22 protein-coding genes and 1 other annotated feature are annotated in these 19,829 nt (G+C 32.0%); of the genes, 13 read left to right on the top strand and 9 right to left on the bottom strand.

The genetic code is table 11. The features are described 5' to 3' along the window. Nucleotide 1: 1 nt before the first annotated feature. Nucleotides 2-265, bottom strand: coding sequence for a spore coat protein (locus N3C_RS10800; RefSeq protein ID WP_074366042.1), 264 nt, complete (start codon nt 263-265; stop codon nt 2-4). 14 nt (nt 266-279) lie between these two features. Continuing rightward, the gene (locus tag N3C_RS10805) at nt 280-489 is read right to left on the bottom strand and encodes a hypothetical protein (protein ID WP_074366043.1); all 210 of its coding nucleotides are present in this window, start codon (nt 487-489) and stop codon (nt 280-282) included. A gap of 230 nt (nt 490-719) precedes the next feature. Here N3C_RS10805 and N3C_RS10810 point away from each other — a divergent pair, with 230 nt between their 5' ends. The 3 genes from N3C_RS10810 to N3C_RS10820 all read left to right on the top strand — a co-directional run bounded on the left by N3C_RS10810 (nt 720) and on the right by N3C_RS10820 (nt 3,117). Next, nucleotides 720-950: a glutaredoxin family protein gene (locus N3C_RS10810; protein ID WP_074366044.1), complete on the top strand. Its 231-nt coding sequence runs from the start codon at nt 720-722 to the stop codon at nt 948-950. 96 nt (nt 951-1,046) lie between these two features. Then, nucleotides 1,047-1,982 carry a thioredoxin-disulfide reductase gene (gene trxB, locus N3C_RS10815; RefSeq protein ID WP_074366045.1) on the top strand — a complete coding sequence of 312 codons (936 nt, stop codon included), beginning with the start codon at nt 1,047-1,049 and terminating at the stop codon, nt 1,980-1,982. 178 nt (nt 1,983-2,160) lie between these two features. Then, nucleotides 2,161-3,117 (top strand): D-2-hydroxyacid dehydrogenase, encoded by a 957-nt coding sequence (locus N3C_RS10820; RefSeq protein WP_074366046.1) that lies wholly within the window; start codon nt 2,161-2,163, stop codon nt 3,115-3,117. 40 nt (nt 3,118-3,157) lie between these two features. Here the strand turns inward: N3C_RS10820 and N3C_RS10825 are convergent, their stop codons facing one another. Together N3C_RS10825 and N3C_RS10830 are read right to left on the bottom strand one after the other, a co-directional pair. Further along, nucleotides 3,158-5,164 (bottom strand): methyl-accepting chemotaxis protein, encoded by a 2,007-nt coding sequence (locus N3C_RS10825; protein WP_242944088.1) that lies wholly within the window; start codon nt 5,162-5,164, stop codon nt 3,158-3,160. Between the two features lie 222 nt (nt 5,165-5,386). Next, nucleotides 5,387-5,908 carry a tryptophan transporter gene (locus tag N3C_RS10830; protein ID WP_074366048.1) on the bottom strand — a complete coding sequence of 174 codons (522 nt, stop codon included), beginning with the start codon at nt 5,906-5,908 and terminating at the stop codon, nt 5,387-5,389. A gap of 116 nt (nt 5,909-6,024) precedes the next feature. Further along, nucleotides 6,025-6,292: a binding site (T-box leader), on the bottom strand. A 172-nt stretch (nt 6,293-6,464) separates the two neighbouring features. On the opposite strand from N3C_RS10830, the gene N3C_RS10835 reads away from it, so the two are divergent. The 3 genes from N3C_RS10835 to N3C_RS10845 are packed head-to-tail and all read left to right on the top strand — an operon-like array spanning nt 6,465 to nt 10,911. Then, on the top strand, nt 6,465-8,387 hold the full coding sequence (locus tag N3C_RS10835; protein ID WP_074366049.1) for a PrkA family serine protein kinase: 1,923 nt from the start codon (nt 6,465-6,467) through the stop codon (nt 8,385-8,387). 4 nt (nt 8,388-8,391) lie between these two features. After that, the gene (yhbH, locus tag N3C_RS10840) at nt 8,392-9,564 is read left to right on the top strand and encodes a sporulation protein YhbH (RefSeq protein ID WP_074366050.1); all 1,173 of its coding nucleotides are present in this window, start codon (nt 8,392-8,394) and stop codon (nt 9,562-9,564) included. Between the two features lie 6 nt (nt 9,565-9,570). After that, on the top strand, nt 9,571-10,911 hold the full coding sequence (locus tag N3C_RS10845; protein ID WP_074366051.1) for a SpoVR family protein: 1,341 nt from the start codon (nt 9,571-9,573) through the stop codon (nt 10,909-10,911). Between the two features lie 147 nt (nt 10,912-11,058). On the opposite strand, the gene N3C_RS10850 is transcribed toward N3C_RS10845, so the two are convergent. Together N3C_RS10850 and N3C_RS10855 are read right to left on the bottom strand one after the other, a co-directional pair. Then, nucleotides 11,059-11,613 carry a VanZ family protein gene (locus N3C_RS10850; RefSeq protein ID WP_074366052.1) on the bottom strand — a complete coding sequence of 185 codons (555 nt, stop codon included), beginning with the start codon at nt 11,611-11,613 and terminating at the stop codon, nt 11,059-11,061. A gap of 23 nt (nt 11,614-11,636) precedes the next feature. Beyond that, the gene (locus N3C_RS10855; RefSeq protein ID WP_074366053.1) at nt 11,637-12,050 is read right to left on the bottom strand and encodes a hypothetical protein; all 414 of its coding nucleotides are present in this window, start codon (nt 12,048-12,050) and stop codon (nt 11,637-11,639) included. Between the two features lie 331 nt (nt 12,051-12,381). On the opposite strand from N3C_RS10855, the gene N3C_RS10860 reads away from it, so the two are divergent. The 3 genes from N3C_RS10860 (at nt 12,382) to N3C_RS10870 (ending at nt 14,248) form a co-directional block, all read left to right on the top strand. Next, nucleotides 12,382-13,005, top strand: a complete 624-nt coding sequence (locus tag N3C_RS10860) for a histidine phosphatase family protein (RefSeq protein WP_074366054.1) — start codon at nt 12,382-12,384, stop codon at nt 13,003-13,005. Nucleotides 13,006-13,125: 120 nt separating this feature from the next. Beyond that, nucleotides 13,126-13,395, top strand: a complete 270-nt coding sequence (locus N3C_RS10865) for a CPCC family cysteine-rich protein (protein WP_074366055.1) — start codon at nt 13,126-13,128, stop codon at nt 13,393-13,395. A gap of 151 nt (nt 13,396-13,546) precedes the next feature. Further along, a complete protein-coding gene (locus N3C_RS10870) occupies nt 13,547-14,248 on the top strand; it encodes a Crp/Fnr family transcriptional regulator (RefSeq protein WP_074366056.1) in 702 nt (233 codons plus the stop codon). A gap of 53 nt (nt 14,249-14,301) precedes the next feature. On the opposite strand, the gene N3C_RS10875 is transcribed toward N3C_RS10870, so the two are convergent. Beyond that, nucleotides 14,302-15,519, bottom strand: a complete 1,218-nt coding sequence (locus N3C_RS10875) for an FprA family A-type flavoprotein (RefSeq protein ID WP_373432806.1) — start codon at nt 15,517-15,519, stop codon at nt 14,302-14,304. A 190-nt stretch (nt 15,520-15,709) separates the two neighbouring features. On the opposite strand from N3C_RS10875, the gene ric reads away from it, so the two are divergent. Next, nucleotides 15,710-16,429, top strand: a complete 720-nt coding sequence (gene ric, locus N3C_RS10880; protein WP_074366058.1) for an iron-sulfur cluster repair di-iron protein — start codon at nt 15,710-15,712, stop codon at nt 16,427-16,429. A 106-nt stretch (nt 16,430-16,535) separates the two neighbouring features. Here ric and N3C_RS10885 read toward each other — a convergent pair whose 3' ends face one another. Then, entirely contained in the window at nt 16,536-17,000 is a 465-nt protein-coding gene (locus N3C_RS10885) for a DUF3189 family protein (RefSeq protein ID WP_074366059.1), read from the bottom strand. 183 nt (nt 17,001-17,183) lie between these two features. On the opposite strand from N3C_RS10885, the gene N3C_RS10890 reads away from it, so the two are divergent. Next, on the top strand, nt 17,184-17,612 hold the full coding sequence (locus tag N3C_RS10890) for a DUF2935 domain-containing protein (RefSeq protein WP_074366060.1): 429 nt from the start codon (nt 17,184-17,186) through the stop codon (nt 17,610-17,612). A 103-nt stretch (nt 17,613-17,715) separates the two neighbouring features. Here N3C_RS10890 and N3C_RS10895 read toward each other — a convergent pair whose 3' ends face one another. Next, complete coding sequence (locus N3C_RS10895) at nt 17,716-18,591, bottom strand: phosphatase PAP2 family protein (protein WP_074366061.1); 876 nt, start codon at nt 18,589-18,591, stop codon at nt 17,716-17,718. 157 nt (nt 18,592-18,748) lie between these two features. Between N3C_RS10895 and N3C_RS10900 the strand changes: the two genes are divergently transcribed. Both N3C_RS10900 and N3C_RS15455 read left to right on the top strand, forming a co-directional pair. Next, a complete protein-coding gene (locus N3C_RS10900) occupies nt 18,749-19,249 on the top strand; it encodes a hypothetical protein (protein WP_083604527.1) in 501 nt (166 codons plus the stop codon). 192 nt (nt 19,250-19,441) lie between these two features. Then, nucleotides 19,442-19,573: a hypothetical protein gene (locus N3C_RS15455; RefSeq protein ID WP_278281133.1), complete on the top strand. Its 132-nt coding sequence runs from the start codon at nt 19,442-19,444 to the stop codon at nt 19,571-19,573. Nucleotides 19,574-19,829: the final 256 nt, after the last annotated feature.

A 19,829-nucleotide genomic window follows, 5' to 3' on the forward strand; every position in this document is an offset into this window, starting at 1 on the left:
TTTATTGAGTAACTTGGCTAACCATAGATAAGTTTTCTTTAAGCTGGGCCTCAGGGGCAGAGTCAGCAGTATACCAGCCTTTGGCTATAGAAATGTCTATTAATCTATAGTGAGAATTCAGGGAAGCAATTAATTGATTTCTTAGAAGCTCCCTAAGCTCTGGATTAGTTGCTTCTGTTATGGCTTTAGCCATAGCAGTTATGGTAGCTTTAGAACTTATTAATAAATCGAGGGAAATATCCTTGTCAGTAACCTCATTAGACATTCAACTTACTCCTTTCACTGTTTTCCCAGTTGTGCTTCTAATGTAGTGCGGAGCTCATTTAATGAATATTGTTTAGAAGTTAGAGCATCCTGTATAAAGTTTTTTAGCTCTGCATCTTGAACAATTTGCAAGCTGCTAGAAAGTTGTTTTATTCCAATCATTTGTTGTATCATAAGCTCTTTTGCTTCTATAGCTTCATGTGGATTTAGGGATGGATTAGCCAAAGTAACACCTCCTGATTTATATATTATTTCCTATATAATAGGTAAAAATTCTTTAGATAGTAGCAAAATTATGGTATGACATATACAAGCATAGAATAATAATTGCAAGGAAAAAATAGATTTAAAAATGTAATAAATCCTTGACGTTATACCTAGTAGGGGTATATAATGTAATTAAGAAATGAGATTAGAAAAAAGTAAGTATTAATAATTTTATGGAGGTAATCAGGATGAGCGTTACAGTATACAGTACTACAACATGTCCATGGTGTGTAAAGGCAAAGGAATATTTAAAGGCTAAGGGAATCGAATTTAATGATGTTAATGTATCTTTAGATCCAGCAGCGGCTCAAGAGATGATTGAAAAGTCAGGTCAAAGAGGAGTACCAGTGCTTGACATTAACGGAAGTATCGTAGTTGGCTTTGACAAACCTCAAATAGATAAATTACTTGGACTATAATTAGACTTGATAAAGTTAGAAGGATTTTTTCCTCCTAACTTTATTTCTATATAGAAAATTATTGATATATAGATATATAAGGAGCGTAGGAATCATATGGAAAAGCAAGTAAAGAAATTAGATTTAATGATTATAGGCGGAGGGCCTGCAGGCCTAACAGCTGCCATTTATGCTGCTAGAGCTAAGCTTGATATGGTTTTATTAGAAAATCAAATTACTGGTGGCCAAGTTAGGAATAGTTATACTATAGAAAACTATCCTGGATTTAAAACTATTGAAGGTGGAGCTTTAGCAGATCTGATGATTGAGCAGGCTAAAGCTTTAGGAGCAGTTATAGATGAGTTTGATCAAGTGATAAGTGTAGATCTTACTGATGAAGATAAAACAGTAGAAACGGAAAGTTATATTTATAAACCAAAGGCGGTAATTATAGCTACAGGAGCCTCTCCAAGAAAGCTTCCTATACCAAATGAGGCAAAGTATTCTGGAAAAGGTGTTCACTACTGTGCAGTTTGTGATGGTGCAGTATATGAAGGCAGTGTCATAGGAGTAGTAGGAGGAGGAAACTCTGCCCTAGAGGAGGCTCTTTTCTTAACAAGGTTTGCTTCCAAGGTTATAATGATTAGACGTTATGATTATTTTAAAGGAGAAAAGACTACCCTAGAGGAAGTAGAAAAGAATCCTAAAATAGAGATAATGTATAATTGGGACTTGGTAAATGTAGAAGGTGAAAACTTTGTTAATAAGGCTATTATAAAAAATACAATAACAGGAGAAGAAAAAGAACTTTCTTTAGATGCGGTCTTTGGATACATTGGTAATGATCCTAAGACAGATTTATTTAAAGATTATATCAATCTCAATAAAAATGGATATATTATTACAGACGAAAATATGGAGACTAACATCAAGGGAGTATATGCAGCAGGGGACGTAAGAGAAAAGATGTATAGACAGATAACTACCGCAGTGGCTGATGGCACCATAGCAGCTTTGGCCGCTGAAAAATATATTGTGGAGAGTAGTAGGTAAATATACTGAGAAGTTGGATTTAGGGCTGAGGTATTAGTGTTTTTAACGTTAATACCTCAGCTTTTTTTAGTATTTTGCTATATTCTAAATAAGAGTTGATTAAATTAATTTTATTCTAATGGTTGCTTTGTTATATAATATAATCAGTAACTAAAGATTGAAAGGAAGGTAAAGCTTTATGAATATAGTTGTTTTAGATGGATATGGCCTAAATCCTGGGGACCTTTCCTGGGAAAGACTTCATAAGTTAGGAAATGCAAAAATTTATGATAGAACTTCTAAGGAGGAAATAATAGATAGAATTGGTGATGCAGAAATAGTATTAACTAATAAAACACCTATAAGTGCAGAGACTATGGATAAAACAAATATTAAATACATAGGGGTTTTAGCTACAGGTTATAATGTGGTAGATATTGAGGCAGCCAAGGAAAGAGGTATAATAGTAACTAATGTACCAGCCTATAGTACTGCTTCTGTGGCTCAGATGGTATTTGCACATATTCTTGAAATCTGTCACCATGTAGCTCATCATGATAAATCTGTTAAGGAAGGAAAGTGGCAGAACTGTCCAGATTTTTGCTATTGGGAAAAGCCTTTAATAGAGCTTGATGGTAAGGTTATGGGAATCATCGGCTATGGTAGAATTGGTCAGGCGGTATCAAAGGTAGCCCAGGCTTTTGGTATGAAAGTTTTAGCTTACAGTCCTAGAAGAAAAAAAGAGCTGGAAAATGAAAATATGAGATATGTGGAGCTGGATGAGTTATTTGCTCAGTCTGATATTATCAGCTTACATGCACCTTTGTTTGAAAGTACTAGAAATATTATTAATAAAGAAAGTATTAGTAAAATGAAAAAGTCAGTAATCATCATAAACACATCAAGGGGACCTTTAGTGAATGAACAAGATTTGGCTGATGCTTTGAATAGTGGAAGAATATATGCTGCTGGAGTGGATGTAGTATCAGAAGAGCCGATTAAAGCTGATAATCCGTTACTTAATGCAAAAAATATTTTTATAACACCTCATATTGCTTGGGCCCCAAAAGAAGCTAGGGTGAGATTAATGAACATAGCTATGGAAAACATAGAAGCTTATATTAAAGGAAATCCAATGAATGTAGTAAGTAAGTAAGAGAAAGGAGCTGTCGACTAACAGCTCCTTTTTTACCTTTCTATAATTTAAACTTTCTAAGTACTTCATCTAAAGAGGAAGACAATTCATTTAGCTTTTCACAAGAGTTTACTATGTTTTGTAAGCTTGCTGCTTGTTCTTCAGCAGAAGCACTTACCTCTTCAGTGGTAGCTGCATTTTCTTGTGCTACAGTAGCTACATTACTTATTGTGAGTAGAACTTGTTTTTTGTGATTTTCAATATTACTTAAAGCTTCTGTTACTCTACTTACATTTTTCTCAAGCAGATTCATAGAATCTTGAATTTTATTAAAACCTTCACTGGTATTCTTTATATTTTCTCCAGTCTTTTCATTAAGTTCAAAGCTATAATTAATACGTCTTTGAAGATTTAATATACTAGAGTAAATATCATCAATTACCTTTGAGATTTCCTCTGTAGCTTTAGAAGATTGTTCTGCTAACTTTCTAATCTCTTCTGCTACCACAGCAAAACCCTTTCCAGATTCTCCAGCTCTTGCTGCTTCTATACTTGCATTTAAGGCTAGCAAGTTAGTTTGGTCTGTTATAGACTTTATGGTATTTGTAATAACACTTATTTCATTAGATTTATTAACTAGATTTTCTGACATTTCAAGGGCTACTTTATTAGCTTCGTTATTTTCACTATAAGTTTTATTTAATTTGTCGATACAAGTGAGCCCTATTTCTGTACTGTTTTTTACATCCTGAGTAGCTTCTATCATTTCCGAGGATATTAACATTGCATTTTCAACTTCTTTTCCAAGATTATCGGATAAAGTAGCACCCTCACTTAAGGAGTTGGCTTGCTCTGTTGAACCAGAGGCTATTTGTTGTACAGACTTTGCAACATCCTCTCCAGCTGAACTAGCATCTTGAGAAATGGTATATAATAGTTCAGAGGATTCTTTAACGGAATTTGATGTATTTTTTGCTTTTTTAAGAACTATAACCATATCATCAATCATAGAACTTACAGCATTATTAATAAGGATAATTTCTTTACTAGAATCCTTATGTGGTATAGGTTTCTGTGAAAAATCACCACTACCAACGGCATCTAATACTGAAACAAGTTCCTTTATAGGATAAATTAATTTTTTACCGAATCTAAATCCCATAAAGACAATAATAAATATAGATAAAGCTATTACTATAAGAGGAAGAGTTATGGTTTTAAATACCTTGATAGTTATTTGTGACACTGGAACTAAGCCGATTATAGTTATTCCTGTTTCAGGATTGAGTTTTTTTAAACCTATGAATTTAGCATTATCAATTTGTACGGAAAATTCATCTTTGCTATTGTCGGAAATTTCCTTTAACCAAGTTAACTCATTTTTGTTTTGACCAATCATTTGATTATTAGAATGACCAATAATATTATAATTAGTATCTACTGCCATGGCATAGCCTTCTTCATTGATACTAATTGATGCTAATAATTCGTTTAATTTAGTTAAAGGTACATCAATTCCTGCCACACCTACAAGTTCACGTTCATTATTTTTTATAGTTTTTGAAAAAGTTATAACATAATCAGAAAATTCTCCACTTGATTGGTAAGGTTGACTAACGGCTACTTCTCCATCATTTTCTATGGCTAATTTGTACCAGTTTCTGCTTGTAGGGTCAAAACCATCTGGAAGCTTTTGAGTAGGAGAAATTACAGTTTTTTTATTGGTAGTACCCACAAAGGCTGCAACAATATCTTTATGAGAATTTGTAAAGCTGTATAAACTTGATTTTAACCAAGTTATACTTTCATTACTTTCATTCGCTGCCATTGCATTAGGATCTTTCGATAGCATGTCTACAGATTCTATATTTGTAGAATAGAGATTATCTACCATATCGTAGACTCTATAAATATTACCTGAAATAATTTCTTTAATATCACTTCTCACATAGCTTTCTAGAGACCAAAAGCTAGCTAAAATTACTAGTACTAAAGGTAGTAAAGCAGATGCTAGTAATAAATTAGTTATCTCCATTTTTAAAGAAGGTCGTTTGATTTCATTCGACATTCTTTTCAATTTCAATCACCTCATTTTATTATAAGTTTAATTAAAAACTAATCCACATCTGATTGTAAACTTAAATTATCTTTATTTCAATAATGGTTTTTATAAAATGCAAATTATTTAATAATAATAATTTTCTTTAAAATTTATCTATTCCATTAATAAAAAAACTTTTCTCAGCATATGCTAAGAAAAGTTGTAATAAATTATACTTTAAAAAGTTATTTATTTTTTAATAATGTAAGAAATTCTTTTATTTGAAGTAAAAAGAATATTGTAAACAATTAAGGCAAGAACAGTGTTAACAAGAGTAGCAGGAAGAACTGTAAATATGAAAAGTGCTGTAAAGCTACTTCCTGCAGGGAGGCCAACAATTAACATAGCGGAGTATAAAAATACTGAACCGCTTACTAAGGTTCCAATTATAGATATTATTATCATCTTAACTTGATGGTTTAATTTATTTGTAGCCTTGACTAAAAGAAAGACTACTTGACAAGTTACTAGCTTATCTATGATGTTAGGAATTTGGCCACCAGGAAAGCTTGTTGTTAATGCAGTAATAATTCCAGCCACTACGCTGATAGCTAGAGTACTCTTGTAATCATCACATATAAAGATTGCTATAAATATCATAGCTAACATGGCATCAGGTTTCATGGCTCCTAAAGTTCCTGGAATTGCATAGTGTAGTACAAGCCCTATGGCCAATAATATAGATGCTAAGGTTAATTTTTTTGTATTCATTAAAAACAACTCCTTTATATTTTATAGTATTAAATAAGGTTGTCCTATTACAATCTAAATTTCATACCATAGAGCTCACCTCCTTTTATCTAAAATAGAAAACTCCGCCCTATATAACATAGGGCGGAGTATAATCCGCGGTGCCACCTATTTTATACTTTTGTTTTAACTAAAAATAACAAAAGTACATCTCTTTTCAGATACAAACATATCCTATCCATAAGATAACGGTTGGCTTCCGGTAACCACTACTAACCTTAAAATATCGGCTTTCGATTTACTTCTAAGAGGCCCATTCACCAAGAGTTATCGTATCGAGTTTCCACCATCCCCGACTCTCTAAAACTAAACTTCAAGGTTACTATTCCTCTTCAACGAATTTCCTTCTTTAACTTTAAAAGTATTTTACTAACAATATGCAAAAAAGTCAATAGAAAGTTAAAAAAATTCATACTAATTATATAAAAACATTATAGATTTATAATAATAAATTGTCATGATAGGTGCTTGTATAAACATATATTTTTATTAAACAAACAATATTTGGAGGTTTGTCATGACATTTAAACAGATAATTGAAAATGACAGAGAGTCTAAAAATAAATTTAAGTTTGAGGGGACCTTTTTAGATTATCTAGAGATAGTAAAAGAAAATCCTGATGTAGCAAAACTGGCTCACAAGAGAATGTACGATATAATTATAAAAAAGGGATACCAGGTTTTAAAACCAGAAGAAAATCCTAGAATAAGAAAAATATACGGAAATGAAATAATAAAAAAGTACGACTTTTTCAAAAATGATTTTTTTGGAATTGATAAAGTTTTGATGAAAATTGTAAACTACTTCTATTCTGCCTCTATGAAAGGAGAGGAGTCACGTCAAGTACTATACTTAGTGGGTCCAGTAGGAGCGGGAAAATCATCTTTGGTAGATTCTTTAAAGAAAGCTTTGGAAGAATCTGAACCTATATACGCTTTAAAGGGATGCCCTATGCATGAGGAACCTCTACATTTAGTGCCTAAACATTTAAGAAGTAAATTTGAAGAAATGCTAGGAGTAGAAATAGAAGGAGATCTATGTCCCGTATGCAAATATAGATTGCTAAATGAGTATGATGGTAGATATGAGGATTTTCCTGTAATAACAACCAACTTCTCCATTAGATCTAGAAAAGGTATAGGAGTTGTGCCGCCGGTTGACCCAAACAACCAGGACACATCAGTTTTGACAGGTTCTGTAGATATTTCCAAAATGGACATGTATTCTGAGGATGATCCTAGAGTTTTCTCATTAAATGGAGCTTTTAATGTTGGAAACAGAGGAATGGTAGAATTTATTGAAGTATTTAAAAACGATGTGGAATATCTTCATACTATAATAACTGCTACTCAGGAAAAGTCTATACCATCACCGGGAAAAGGATCTATGATTTATTTTGACGGTATAATTATAGCCCATTCCAACGAAGCGGAGTGGAATAGGTTTAAGTCTGATCATACTAATGAGGCTATATTAGATAGAATTGTAAAAATAGAAGTTCCCTATTGCTTAGAATTAAATGAAGAAGTGAAGATCTATGAAAAAATTCTTAAAAAGAGTAATTTCACAGCCCATATAGCACCACATACCCTTAAAGTTGCAGCTATGTTTGCAGTGCTTTCTAGGTTAAAGCCTTCTAATAAGGTAGACCCTATAACAAAGCTTAAGATTTACAATGGAGAAGAAATAGTGGAAAAGGGTACTACTAAAAGGGTAGATATTATGGAGCTAAGAGAGGAAGCAGGCTTAAACGAAGGTATGGAAGGCATATCTACTAGATTTATCATTAAAAGCATTGATAATGCTATTTCTAATTCAGAATATAACTGTATAAATCCTTTGAGTATAATGGAAAGCATAATTAAGGCCGTTAAGGATTTAGATGTGGCAGAGGACGTAAAGAAAAGGTATATGGGATTTATTCAAGATACCATAAGAAAGGAATATAATAAGCTTTTGGAAAAGGAAATTACAAAAGCCTTTATACACAGCTTTAGAGAACAAGCAGAAAGTTTGTTTGAGAATTACTTAGATAATGCAGAAGCCTTTGTAAATAAAACTAAGCTTAAGGATAAGGCTACAGGAGAAGAATTACAACCGGATGAAGAGTTTATGCGTTCTATTGAAGAGCAAATTGGAGTATCAGAAAGTTCTAGTAAAGGTTTTAGAAGCGATGTAACATCCTACATGTTCTATCTGGTAAGAAAGGGTGGAAAGATAGACTATAAGTCTTATGAACCTTTAAAAGAAGCTATAGAAAAGAAACTTACTAGTTCGGTAAAAGAGCTTTCTAGGGTAATAACCAAATCTAGGGTTAGGGACAAGGAGCAAGATGAAAAGTATAATGCTATGGTGGAACAATTAAAGGCTAACGGTTACTGTCAGCATTGCTGTGATGTAGTATTAAAGTATGCTGCCAACAATCTGTGGAAGGATTGATGAAATGGCTATATTTAAAGATCAGAGTAGTAACCCTATAGACTATGACAGAGCGGTAGAAGATATAAGAAGGCATAGACAGCTGGTGGAAAAGTCTATAAAGGAAAATTTAGGTGATTTATTATCTGAGGAAAGTATTATAGGACAAAGTAAGAATAAAAAAATAAAAATCCCTATCAAGGGTATCAAGGAATATCAATTTATATATGGCAGAAATAATCCTGCTGTAGCAAGTGGAGATGGAAGCGAGAGAAGAGGGGAAATTATAGGTCAGGATAGGATGCAGGGATCAGGTAGAGGTCCCGGTTCTGCTGGTAATGAAGAAGGAGAAGATATTTACGAAACGGAAATAACTGTAGAAGATGTACTTAATTATCTTTTAGAAGACTTGGAACTACCAGAAATGAAAAAGAAAAATCAATCAGAGATCTTAATTGAGGATGGTGTTAAGAAATCTGGTTATCAAAGACATGGTATAAACCCAAGACTGGCAAAGAAAAAGACGGTAGTAGAAAAGATAAAAAGACTTCAAGGAAAGAAAAGGGCCTTAAGAGAGGAAGGACTGGAAGCAGAAATTGAAAGATTTCCTTTTAAAAATGAAGATTTACGATATTACAGAATTAAGAAGAACTTTAAAAGGGAGAGCAATGCTGTAGTATTTTGCATTATGGATGTTTCCGGTTCTATGGATATGACTAAAAAGTATTTAGCCCGCTCTTTCTTTTTTATTCTTTCTCAATTTATAAGAGTAAGATACAACAATGTAGAGGTGGTTTTTATTTCCCATACTACTACTGCTAAGGAAGTGAATGAGTTTGAGTTCTTTCACAAAGCTGAGTCTGGTGGAACCTATATTTCTAGTGGTTTAAATAAGGCTTTAGAGATAGTAGAAAAAAGATATAATCCTGCCCATTGGAATATATATGCCTTTTATGTTAGTGATGGAGACAATTGGTCTGAAGATAATGCTAAAGCAGTAGAGGCAGCTAATAATTTATCAGATGTATGTAATGTCTTTGGCTATGCTGAAATAATGAACAGTTTCTTTTCTAGTTCTATAAGAGATAAGCTGGTTAAAGGTGTTAATAAGGATAACTTTATATCTGTAGTAATAAAGCAAAAGACAGATTTGTGGAATGCCTTGAAATATATGCTTAAAAAGCAGATAGCGAGGTGAGAAGGCATGGACTATACTATAAAGGATTTGGAAAAATGGAATGATACTATTGAGGCCATAGCAAAGGAAAGTGGTTTAGATTATTATGAACAGGAATTTGAAATAATTAGCTATAAAGATATGTTGGCTTATGAAGCTTATGTAGGTATGCCTTCTCGATACCCTCATTGGAGTTTCGGAAAGGCCTATGAAAAAAATAAAACTATGTATCAATATAATCTTACAGGGTTACCTTACGAGATGGTTATCAACTCCGATCCTTGTTTAGCTTACCTTATGAAGGATAACACTTTGTTGCTTCAAATTCTTACTATGGCTCATGTTTATGGGCACAATGATTTTTTTAAAAATAACAGACTATTTGTAGAAGGTACTAGGGCAGATTATACTTTGGAAATGTTCAAACTTCATGCAGACATTGTTAGAAGTTATATAAAGGATCCTAGTATAGGTTATGAAAATGTAGAAAGAATACTAGACGCCGCTCATGCTATAAAGTTACAAACTAGCAGAGTAATTGGAGAAAAGCGCAAAAGTCAGGAAGAGATAAAAAAAGAAATATTAGATTCACATAAACGAAAAGAGGATGAATTTAGCTTTCTATTTCCCTATAAAGAAGAAGAACTGCCAGATGTAAGTAAAATACCTTTAGAGCCAGAGGAAGATATTTTATACTTTATAATGAACTATGGTAATCTAGAGGAATGGGAAAAAGATTTAATACAAATTGTTCGTAAAGAAACGGCATATTTTATTCCTCAAATTGAGACAAAGATTATGAATGAAGGATGGGCCAGTTTTTGGCATTATAAAATCCTCAATAAGTTGGAGCTTGGAGATAAGCTTCATATAGAATTTATAAAAAGACATAACGATGTTATTGCTCCAGGCAAGGGATGGCTGAATCCTTATTATATTGGTTTTAAAATATTTGAGTACCTAGATACTACCTATGGTAGCGATAAAATATTTGAGGTCAGAAAGTTAGAAAGAGATGCTTCTTTCATAAGAAGATACCTTACGGAAGAGCTATGTGAGGAGCTAAACCTATTTCAGTATGGTAAGAGTGGTAGTAACTATGTAATACAAGAAATATCCGACGAAACAGGTTGGACTGTTATCCGAAATAACTTATCTAACAACTGTGGCATGGGATCAGTACCTATAATTAGAGTAGTTGACGTGCAGAAAATAGACAATACTTTAATCCTTGAACATGTTTTTGACGGCAGAGAGCTAGATTTGGAATATGCAAAAGCTACATTAAAATATGTAGCTAAGTTATGGGGAAGCGCCGTTAAATTGAGAACAAAGCAGTATAATGTAGAATTGATTTTAGTTAGCTAGGAACAATTATTTTGCATAAGATTAATATAATATTAAAAAGTTTTAATAATTTTAGGAAGGTTGATGGACTTAACAATAGGGGTTTTGTCCATCAACTTTTTATAACATAGTCTTTTAATATTTTATTTAAAAGTAAATCTACTCAAGTTACAGTGCTTTTTCATTTACACTATGAGATGATAATATATATTTATATGTGAATATGTAAAATCCATAGCCCAATAAAGCACCGGTTATATTTAAGATGATATCATTTACATCAAATGTTTTTAAGTTAAACTTGACTATAAGAATCATTGCTAGCTGAATAAGCTCTACTAACAATGAAGTAATTGAAGCTATTGTGAATATTTTCTTAAATGAACTTACTTTTTTAAATAGTGCTGGTAACAAGAAACCTAATGGAAAGAATAGAGCAATATTCCCTATTATTTGAATAGCAAATGCTCTTAATCCTTGATTCCACATTAAAATCATTGTTTTAAATGGAACTAAACATATATCTGGATTAAAGTTGGGATCAGGTATGTCCCATATAATAGGGAAAAAAACTACACCTACAAAACGAACTATATATATGCCAAATGCTAAGCTAAATAGGGTGTTATATGAAAATAGTTTATCTTTTTTGATTAATTTAATTATAGCTGGAGAAATCAGTATAAAGAATATTAATTGCTCTACTATATCAAAGTGCCACATATTGCATCATCCTAACATACAGTTTATAGGCCATGGTTATGTACATATCCGGAACCATAAAAATTTATTCCGCCATAGCTAGATTTACCATATAGGTAAAAGTAGTATTTGTCAGAATCGGTATCTACATTCCATTCCATATTTCTAGAAACTGACTTTGTTCCATAACTCTTATCTGGACCAGTTCTTTCTCTATATAAGGTAATGGTAAACTGAGAATAAGATCCGCTAACAGAATAGCTTAAATCTTGTACTGAAACCTTACCTTTAGTTAATTTGTAATATTTATTGTTTACACTTCCATCCAGCCAAGCTCCTTTAGTTCCTGCATCAAAGTCAAAGGTTAATTTTACTCCGGTATCAGCATTGACTGATACACCAAAAAGCATAATAAAAAGTGAGATAGCAATAAAAATTGCAGAAAAATGTTTTTTCATTTCATTTCCTCCTTTTATATTATTATCCATAGATTTAATTGGATATATAATTTCAAAATCCTTCTTTTTTTGAAAAATATTTATTAATAAAATGTAAAAATTAAAAAGTTTATAAAAAATATTTATATACTAAGAGATTTGGAGGAAAGATTTGGTGAGGGGAATATAATTAAACCACGACAATAAAAACGACAGCAATATTATAAAGCTTTTTTAAAATTGAAGATGATGTGATAGAATTAAAAAAGATATTAAAAAATAAGGTCTCTGGCAGGAGGATAAAATTAATTTTACTATAATAACATATAACAAAGATGATAAGGAGAAAAGCATGATTAGATTATATTTAGTAAGACATGGACAAACAGAGTGGAACCTAGAAGGACGAATGCAAGGTAATAAAGATTCGCCTTTGACAGAGCTAGGCCTTTACCAGGCAAAGCAGTTAGGAGAGAGTTTAAAGAATGTTAATATAGATCTTGTATATTCCAGTTCCAGTGAAAGAACAATGAACACTGCCAAAATTATTGTAGGCAATAGGAAAGTAGATATTATTCCTACGGCTCAGCTGAAAGAAATGAATTTTGGCTTTTGGGAAGGTATGACCTTTGAAGTTATAAAAGAGCAGTATCCAGATTTGTATCAGTGCTTTTGGAATACTCCTCACTTATTAAGTGATTTTCCAGGAGAAAGTTTTCAACAGTTGAAAAATAGAGTTGTTGGCTTTGTTAATAAAATAATTGAAGAAAATGAAGGAAAGGATATCTTGATAGTAACTCACGGAATAGTATTAAAGATGTTAATCACTAACTTTAAAGGATTAGAGATAAAAGATATTTTTCAGGGTGAAATATTAAAGCCCACTAGTTTAACGGTAGTAGAAGTAGAAAAGGATATTTATAATATTGTTAAATGTGGAGATACTGAGCATTACAACATAAAGGTAGAAGAATAAGGAAATTAAGACTTGAAATAGATATTCTAGCTAAGTTGTAAGTAAAGTTTAAAATTGCACTAATAAATACTTCCAGTTTTGTTAATAATAATATTATAACAAACAAGGGAGTGATTTGACTTGACAAAGTTTGCATGTCCTTGCTGCGGTTATAAAACATTAAATGAAGAACCACCAGGAACCTTTGAAATTTGCAGAGTATGTTTTTGGCAGGACGATGCGGCTCAGTATTATGATCCGGATTTTAAAGATGGGTTTAATGGCGTATCATTAAGGCAAGCTCAAAAGAACTTTTTAAAGTTCGGTGCATGTAAAAAGGATTCATTAAAATATGTTAGGCCTCCTCAAGAAGGAGAAGAGAGGGAGGAGGATTGGAGTCCCTTAAGTTAAGAGGAGGATTATTAAGTCCCGCTTCAACATTTATGAAGCGGGACTTAATAATTAGGTCAATAAGTATTTTTAACATTCTTAGTATAGGTATGCTATAATTAACTAACATATATTCAAATCATCGAAAATATATTAAGGAGTTGATTTAAAAATGTCCCATTGTGAAAAGAATTGTCACAAGTGTACAGGAAAATACTGTGTTTCTAAGGTTTATATATTTTCAACTCTTAAGCAAGAGGATTTTAAAAAAATATCAGAAATAATCGTAAGCCGTAAATATAAAAAGGGGCAAGTGCTTTTCTTTGAAGGGGATGTGGAAGATAAGCTTTATATAGTTAACAAGGGTAAAATTAAGGTTTATAGATATAATAAAGAGGGCCGAGAACAAATTTTATATATTTTATCCGATGGTGAATTCATAGGGGATATGAGCTTATTAAAAAAGGGAAAGTTTCAATATAATGCAGAGGCGCTTGAAGATACATATATATGTACAATTGCCAAAGATGATTTTGATAAGATAATTACTCTAAATCCTGAAATCACTTTGAAAATAATGGAGGTCCTTCATGATCGTCTAATGGATTTAGAAAATTTAATACAGAACTTAAGTACAAAGGATGTAGAAGTTAGAATTGCTTCAATTCTTAAAACCTTTGCTCAAGATTATGGAGTAAAAGGTGAAGAGGGGATAATCATTGACTTGCCACTAAACAGAGAGGAGATGGCAAACTATATTGGGGTAACGAGAGAAACTATAAGCCGAAAGCTTACCGCTCTCCAAGATGAAGATATAATAGAGCTTGTAGGCAATAAAAAGATTATAATCAAGGATTTAAGCTATATAGAGTAACTTATAAGCTAAATAAAATGGACAATGGTTTTTTGCCATTGTCCATTAAAAAACTATATTTTAGCAACAAATTGACCAACCTTCATGGCAGCTTGGGCTCTTTCGTCCTCACCGTAGAAATTAACCCTTAATGGTAGCTGAACCTCAGCTACTCCTGTAGTTTTAATAAGAGTGGAAGAATCTAAAACCGTAATATTACTGTTTTTTAGATAATCATTAATTATTTCTATAGCTTCTCCGCTCCAGCCGTAGGATCCAAAGGCAAAGCCGTACTTACCGGATAGGTCTAGGGCAACGATTTTTTTAATGTAATCTTCTATATTGCCAATCATGTCACCATATCTTGTAGAACTTCCTATGATTATTATGTCACTTTCCTTAGCTAGTTCTACAGCAGTTTCTATAGATGAAGTTTTAACGTTCAAAATGGTAGCTTCTATTCCAGATTCAGTAAGGCCTTCATAGATTTTATTTGCTATTTTGCCGGTATTGCCAGTCATAGTGCTATATAAAATCATGGCCTTTTTGCTTTGAGAGCTTTTTTGGCTAAGGTCATCATATATGTCTATATAGTCTTTTACATTTTGTCTTAATATATATCCGTGAGAAGGAGCTATCATGTCTATTTCAATAGTACTTAGCTTCTTTAGCATATCTCTTACATAAGGTCTATGAGGACTCATAATTAATTGATAATAAACTTTAAAGTCTTCAATTATATTATTGCTTACTAAATCATTAAATAATTCATAGGTTGCTACATGGGAGCTAAAGATATCACAAGGATATAGGATCTTATCTTCCAAGCAGTAGGTTATCATAGTTTCCTCTGTATGTAGATAAGGAGTTTCGAAGAATTTTAAAGTTTTTCCACCTATATCTAAGGTATCACCATCTTTAACAATTAAAAATTCTTTATTATGAAGTTTGTACATTTCTATCAATAGTTCTTTTGCTATTTCTGTTGTAACAATAATGGCATTTTTAGCTTTGCTCATTAATGCTGGTAGGGCTCCAGAATGATCTGGCTCTACATGATTAATAACTACATATTTTAGGCTGTTTAAATCCATCATATTTGAAAGTTTTTTTACAAATTCTCCACCAAAGGAGATATCTACTGTATCTATTAATGTAGGCATTTCTGTTTTTAAAAGATAGGAATTATAAGTTGTACCTTTTTCTAATATCAATCTATGAAAAGGAACAGGTCTGTCATCAACTTTACCAACCCAATAAGAATTTTCAGTTATTTTAATTTTATCCATAATATAATCCTCCTAATTTTATTCATTTTCTTTGGCTTCTAATAACTGTTGTCAGCCTTATGTGACCATTATAGGACATATTCAAATATGTCACTATGAGTATAATCAATTTAAAATTTGATTGTAATCACAGAGTATTAGGTTAGTTTTGAATATAGTATAACCATAGAATAGAAAAGGGGAGGAATTTACTATGGAAAATACATTTAATTTAAATAACAAAATTGGAGATATAGTTACAAAGTTTCCTAGGGCTATGGAAATATTTAAAAAGTATAAAATAGATTTCTGCTGCGGTGGAGATAGAGCTTTAGAACTGGCGGTCAAGGAAAATAAGCTAGATGGTAATAAAGTAGTAGAAGTGCTTAATGAGGAGTATAACACCTATGTAATAGAGGCTATATATGATAGGGATTGGACCATAGAACCCTATGACCAATTTATAGATTATGTTGTAAATAAACATCATGGATATTTAAATGAAATGTTACCTAAATTGAGTGAATTAACGACAAAGATACTAAGAGTTCACGGATCTAATCATCCAGAATTAAAGCTAGTGCATAAGCTATTGAACAGTTTAAAAATGGAGTTGGAGCAGCATTTGATAAAAGAAGAGGAACAGGTATTTCCTTTAGTGGTGGACTATGAGAAAACTAAGAATATCCATACTTTAAGGAAGGCAGTTGAACAAATACAAGCCTTGGAAGATGAGCATGAAGGTGCCGGCAGCATATTAAAGAAACTTAGAGAGGTAACAAATAACTATGAGCTTCCACAAGATGCTTGCACTAGTTATAGGCTTACCTACAAGCTTTTAATGGAAGTAGAGGATGACACTTTTAGACACATACATTTAGAGAATAACATAATGTTTCCTAGACTAGAGGAGGAAGTGAAAAACTTATACTAGTTGAGAAAAGCAAAGAAGGACAACGGTAGTAAAAGTTTAAAAGTTTAAATTTTTGCTATCGTTGTCCTTTTTATAAGCCTAAAGGTAACAGTATCTAAATGAAAGCTTACAAATTTTCCTTCATATATTCCTTAGTTTTTCTAACTATTTCTACTATATCCCAATAGGCTTTTATAGTTCCTTTAGCTACTATAGGTCTTCCAAGTGATACCAAGCCAAGCACTCTAGAACTTACTCCACCAATTCGCATAGTGTTATTTACAGAAGGAGAGGTGTCTGCTAAAAAGAGTCCTTTTAAGCTTCCGGTGGTAGCTTTATACAAGTCGCATATTGCAGGGATAACTAGATTAGCATTTCTACGACGACCTAGGGTATACACCTGTGCTCCAAATTCATCTTCTCCTATATAAATAAGCTTTCCTTTATCTGATTTTTGTATGTTATCGAAGGTAGGTAAGGCTATTATTTCTTCCATGCTAGGGGTACGGTTTATAGGAAGTTTGTTTATATGTATATTTGCTGCGGTGGCGGATGAATGACAGCCGCCTACATCGTGATATATTACTATCATAACTTATCACTCCTAAAAAGCAGGGGGTAGCATATTAATTTTCCTTTTATATAATTTGTAAAAATTAATAGTTCATATCTATATAAATAGTATTGCCAGAAAAAGTCCTCATATGCAAATCTTGTAGCAAAGAGATAAGTGGAGAATATATTATTACTGTGTATTTTTTAATGGAGGGGTAAGATGTATTGCTTTACTTATGCTAGTAGCTATGATTGCGTATTTAATGAGCTGATTTTATGGAGTGATATATCTAGCGAACATCCAATAGTGGCAAAAACCTTGGCTGATTTATCTGGTAAAAAACTTTCTAAAGATATAGAGGAGAAGTTGAATAGTTTTCAGAGGGATTTTGCTGACTTCAAAAAGAAGGTTGTTCAAACAAGGGAACAGCTTGTATACAATCAATATTATAGAAATGATATAGGAGGAGAGTTAAGAAAGTTAATCTCTGAATTTTTAATTATGGATGAAAAGTTTTTGAAGTTTATAGAGGAGCTGAAAAAAGTAGCACCAGAAGATAAGGTTTGGCAAACCCTAATGGGACATTTTATCGAAGAGCAAACCTTTATGAAAAAATTATTTGAAGATCTAAAGTTGCAGATGGATTAAAATAACAAGGCCAAGACAGATTAAGTATATATCTGCCTTGGCCTTGTTATAGGTATATAATTTTATAGCTAATTTAATAGATAGAGTAGGATGTAAATTGAAATTACAGAGACTTAGATAAAACATTAATTGATTTTATACTGGAGCTAGAAAGTCCAAGTTTAACAAAAGCAAATGGGGCTCCAGCCATAATCCAAAGGGCTAATAGAGAATAATCTATAAAGGCCACAATGTTATTGTCAGGAAGCAGCAGTTTAAAGGATATTTTTAATATAAGTGCCCCTAATAAGCCAATAAGGATTTTAATTACTTGCTGTGAGAAGGATGATTTAGTATGGAAGGCAATTAATTTACTTTCAACCAAATAACCTACATAGAAGCCAGCAGCCATAGCTACAGTTTTTATATAGTCTTCATCTTGAAAGAATATTAAACCTAAAAAAGCTGGTAAAACTAAAATTAGTAAGTATCTATGGTCTTGATTTTTTAAAGCTGATCCAATAATTTTATCAGCTATAAAGACACTTAGGACACCAAATATAATGCCTCCAACTACATCCTTTGGCCAGTGTACTCCTAGATATAGTCGTGAAATACCAACAGCTAGTACAATAATAGAACCTAGGATATAAATCCATACTTTTTTGAATAGCCTCATCAAAGCAGCCCAAAAGGTAGTGCTACCCTGACTGTGACCACTAGGAAAGGAATATCCAGTGGCAGTTTCTGTTCTAAGAGAAAAAATACCATCTTGTCCAATTGGTCGAGAGGCTTTAAATATATTTTTAATAACTCCATTAGTAAACATACTGAAAATTTGTATGAAGGCAAGTCTTAAACCAATACTTTTGTTTACACACCAGTATAAGGCTGCAATTACTAATACATAAAGAACCCCCTCACCTAAAATGGTTATAAATTGGAATGCTTTATCAAGAAAGTCTGTGGAAAAGCTTTGTAAAAATTTTATAATCTCCAATAGGCATACTCCTTCCTTCTTACTATATAAGTATTTTATCAGAGCCAAGGATAAAGTTAAAGCAAGATGTGAAATAGAAGATAGGATTTTTTAATACACAAGAAGCTAAAAACATACATATTATAAAGTGAGCTATTAATATTATTTGGAGGTTTAAATGGAGTTTAGAGACAGCCAAAAAAGCACTATAGATAAAGCTATGTGCCCTGTGAAGCAAAAGGGACAATGCCCTATGGATAAGATCTACAGCAATCCTATGATGGCTAATTATAACATTCCAGCTTATCAAATGGCTAATATGCCTTTAACAGTACAGAATGAAAGACAGATAGAGATGCTATATCCTCGCAGTTACTACATTATTTATCCTCATGTTAGATATCAATGCGATATGTTGGAAAGAAAATATGGTAAAAATTACTGTCCAACTAAGGAAGAGATGGAAGACATTTTAGAAGATATATATATAAAGGTTGAAAAGGAATTAGATAAGGATGATGATGATAAAAAAGACAAGGATCATTGCAGGGGAGAGGATCGAAAAAGAAGAAGACCTTATGATAGAAGAAGATTACTTAATGATTTAATTGGGATAATATTAATTGGTGAATTGCTAGATAGAAGAAGAACTTATTATGGTCCAGGTTTTTGGTATTAAATAGGAAGTGTGCGCTGCACACTTCCTTAATTTTTCTTACATTCTTATTATTAATTACATTTATATATATATATGTTATATGACATAAAATTAAATTAATTAAAATATTGTTACATTTTTTTAAAATATATACATTATTAGAAAAATATGATATAATACAGGTAGAAAATACATAAAAAAGGAGGTATTTTTATGAAAAAGGTATTTAAGCTATTAGGAGATTTCTTCCTTGGCATTGCAGCATCAATGGTTAATGTTGCTCCAGCATCAATAAGTAGCATGGCTGTAGAAGAAATGCCTGAATCTATGAAGAACAAGAGATAAAATTACCTCGTTTTATGAAAACAAAAGATTGAAGGCCGCCATATTATATTGTGGTCAGGCTATTGTTAATGGAAAGGAAGTGTGCTGTGGCACACTTCTTTAATTTTTTGTATTTAAATTAATAGTTGAAGTTATATATGTAAAATATGTCGTAAAATTAGATTATTTAAGATAATGTGTTAATTGTGGTAAAATAATATATATTATTAGAAAAATATGATATAATATAAGTCGAAAATATCTAAGTAGATATTTA

Origin of the sequence: Clostridium sp. N3C, from assembly GCF_900095445.1 — a bacterium.
Lineage (GTDB): Bacteria > Bacillota > Clostridia > Clostridiales > Clostridiaceae > Clostridium_AU.

Coding starts and splice junctions, on each gene's coding strand:
- N3C_RS10820 (WP_074366046.1), top strand. CDS start 2,161: ATGAATATAGTTGTTTTAGATGGATATGGCCTAAATCCTGGGGACCTT.
- N3C_RS10830 (WP_074366048.1), bottom strand. CDS start 5,908: ATGAATACAAAAAAATTAACCTTAGCATCTATATTATTGGCCATAGGG.
- N3C_RS10825 (WP_242944088.1), bottom strand. CDS start 5,164: ATGTCGAATGAAATCAAACGACCTTCTTTAAAAATGGAGATAACTAAT.
- N3C_RS15455 (WP_278281133.1), top strand. CDS start 19,442: ATGAAAAAGGTATTTAAGCTATTAGGAGATTTCTTCCTTGGCATTGCA.
- N3C_RS10855 (WP_074366053.1), bottom strand. CDS start 12,050: ATGAAAAAACATTTTTCTGCAATTTTTATTGCTATCTCACTTTTTATT.
- N3C_RS10845 (WP_074366051.1), top strand. CDS start 9,571: ATGGACTATACTATAAAGGATTTGGAAAAATGGAATGATACTATTGAG.
- N3C_RS10885 (WP_074366059.1), bottom strand. CDS start 17,000: ATGATAGTAATATATCACGATGTAGGCGGCTGTCATTCATCCGCCACC.
- N3C_RS10900 (WP_083604527.1), top strand. CDS start 18,749: ATGGAGTTTAGAGACAGCCAAAAAAGCACTATAGATAAAGCTATGTGC.
- trxB (WP_074366045.1), top strand. CDS start 1,047: ATGGAAAAGCAAGTAAAGAAATTAGATTTAATGATTATAGGCGGAGGG.
- N3C_RS10890 (WP_074366060.1), top strand. CDS start 17,184: ATGTATTGCTTTACTTATGCTAGTAGCTATGATTGCGTATTTAATGAG.
- yhbH (WP_074366050.1), top strand. CDS start 8,392: ATGGCTATATTTAAAGATCAGAGTAGTAACCCTATAGACTATGACAGA.
- N3C_RS10850 (WP_074366052.1), bottom strand. CDS start 11,613: ATGTGGCACTTTGATATAGTAGAGCAATTAATATTCTTTATACTGATT.
- N3C_RS10860 (WP_074366054.1), top strand. CDS start 12,382: ATGATTAGATTATATTTAGTAAGACATGGACAAACAGAGTGGAACCTA.
- N3C_RS10870 (WP_074366056.1), top strand. CDS start 13,547: ATGTCCCATTGTGAAAAGAATTGTCACAAGTGTACAGGAAAATACTGT.
- N3C_RS10810 (WP_074366044.1), top strand. CDS start 720: ATGAGCGTTACAGTATACAGTACTACAACATGTCCATGGTGTGTAAAG.
- N3C_RS10835 (WP_074366049.1), top strand. CDS start 6,465: ATGACATTTAAACAGATAATTGAAAATGACAGAGAGTCTAAAAATAAA.
- N3C_RS10800 (WP_074366042.1), bottom strand. CDS start 265: ATGTCTAATGAGGTTACTGACAAGGATATTTCCCTCGATTTATTAATA.
- ric (WP_074366058.1), top strand. CDS start 15,710: ATGGAAAATACATTTAATTTAAATAACAAAATTGGAGATATAGTTACA.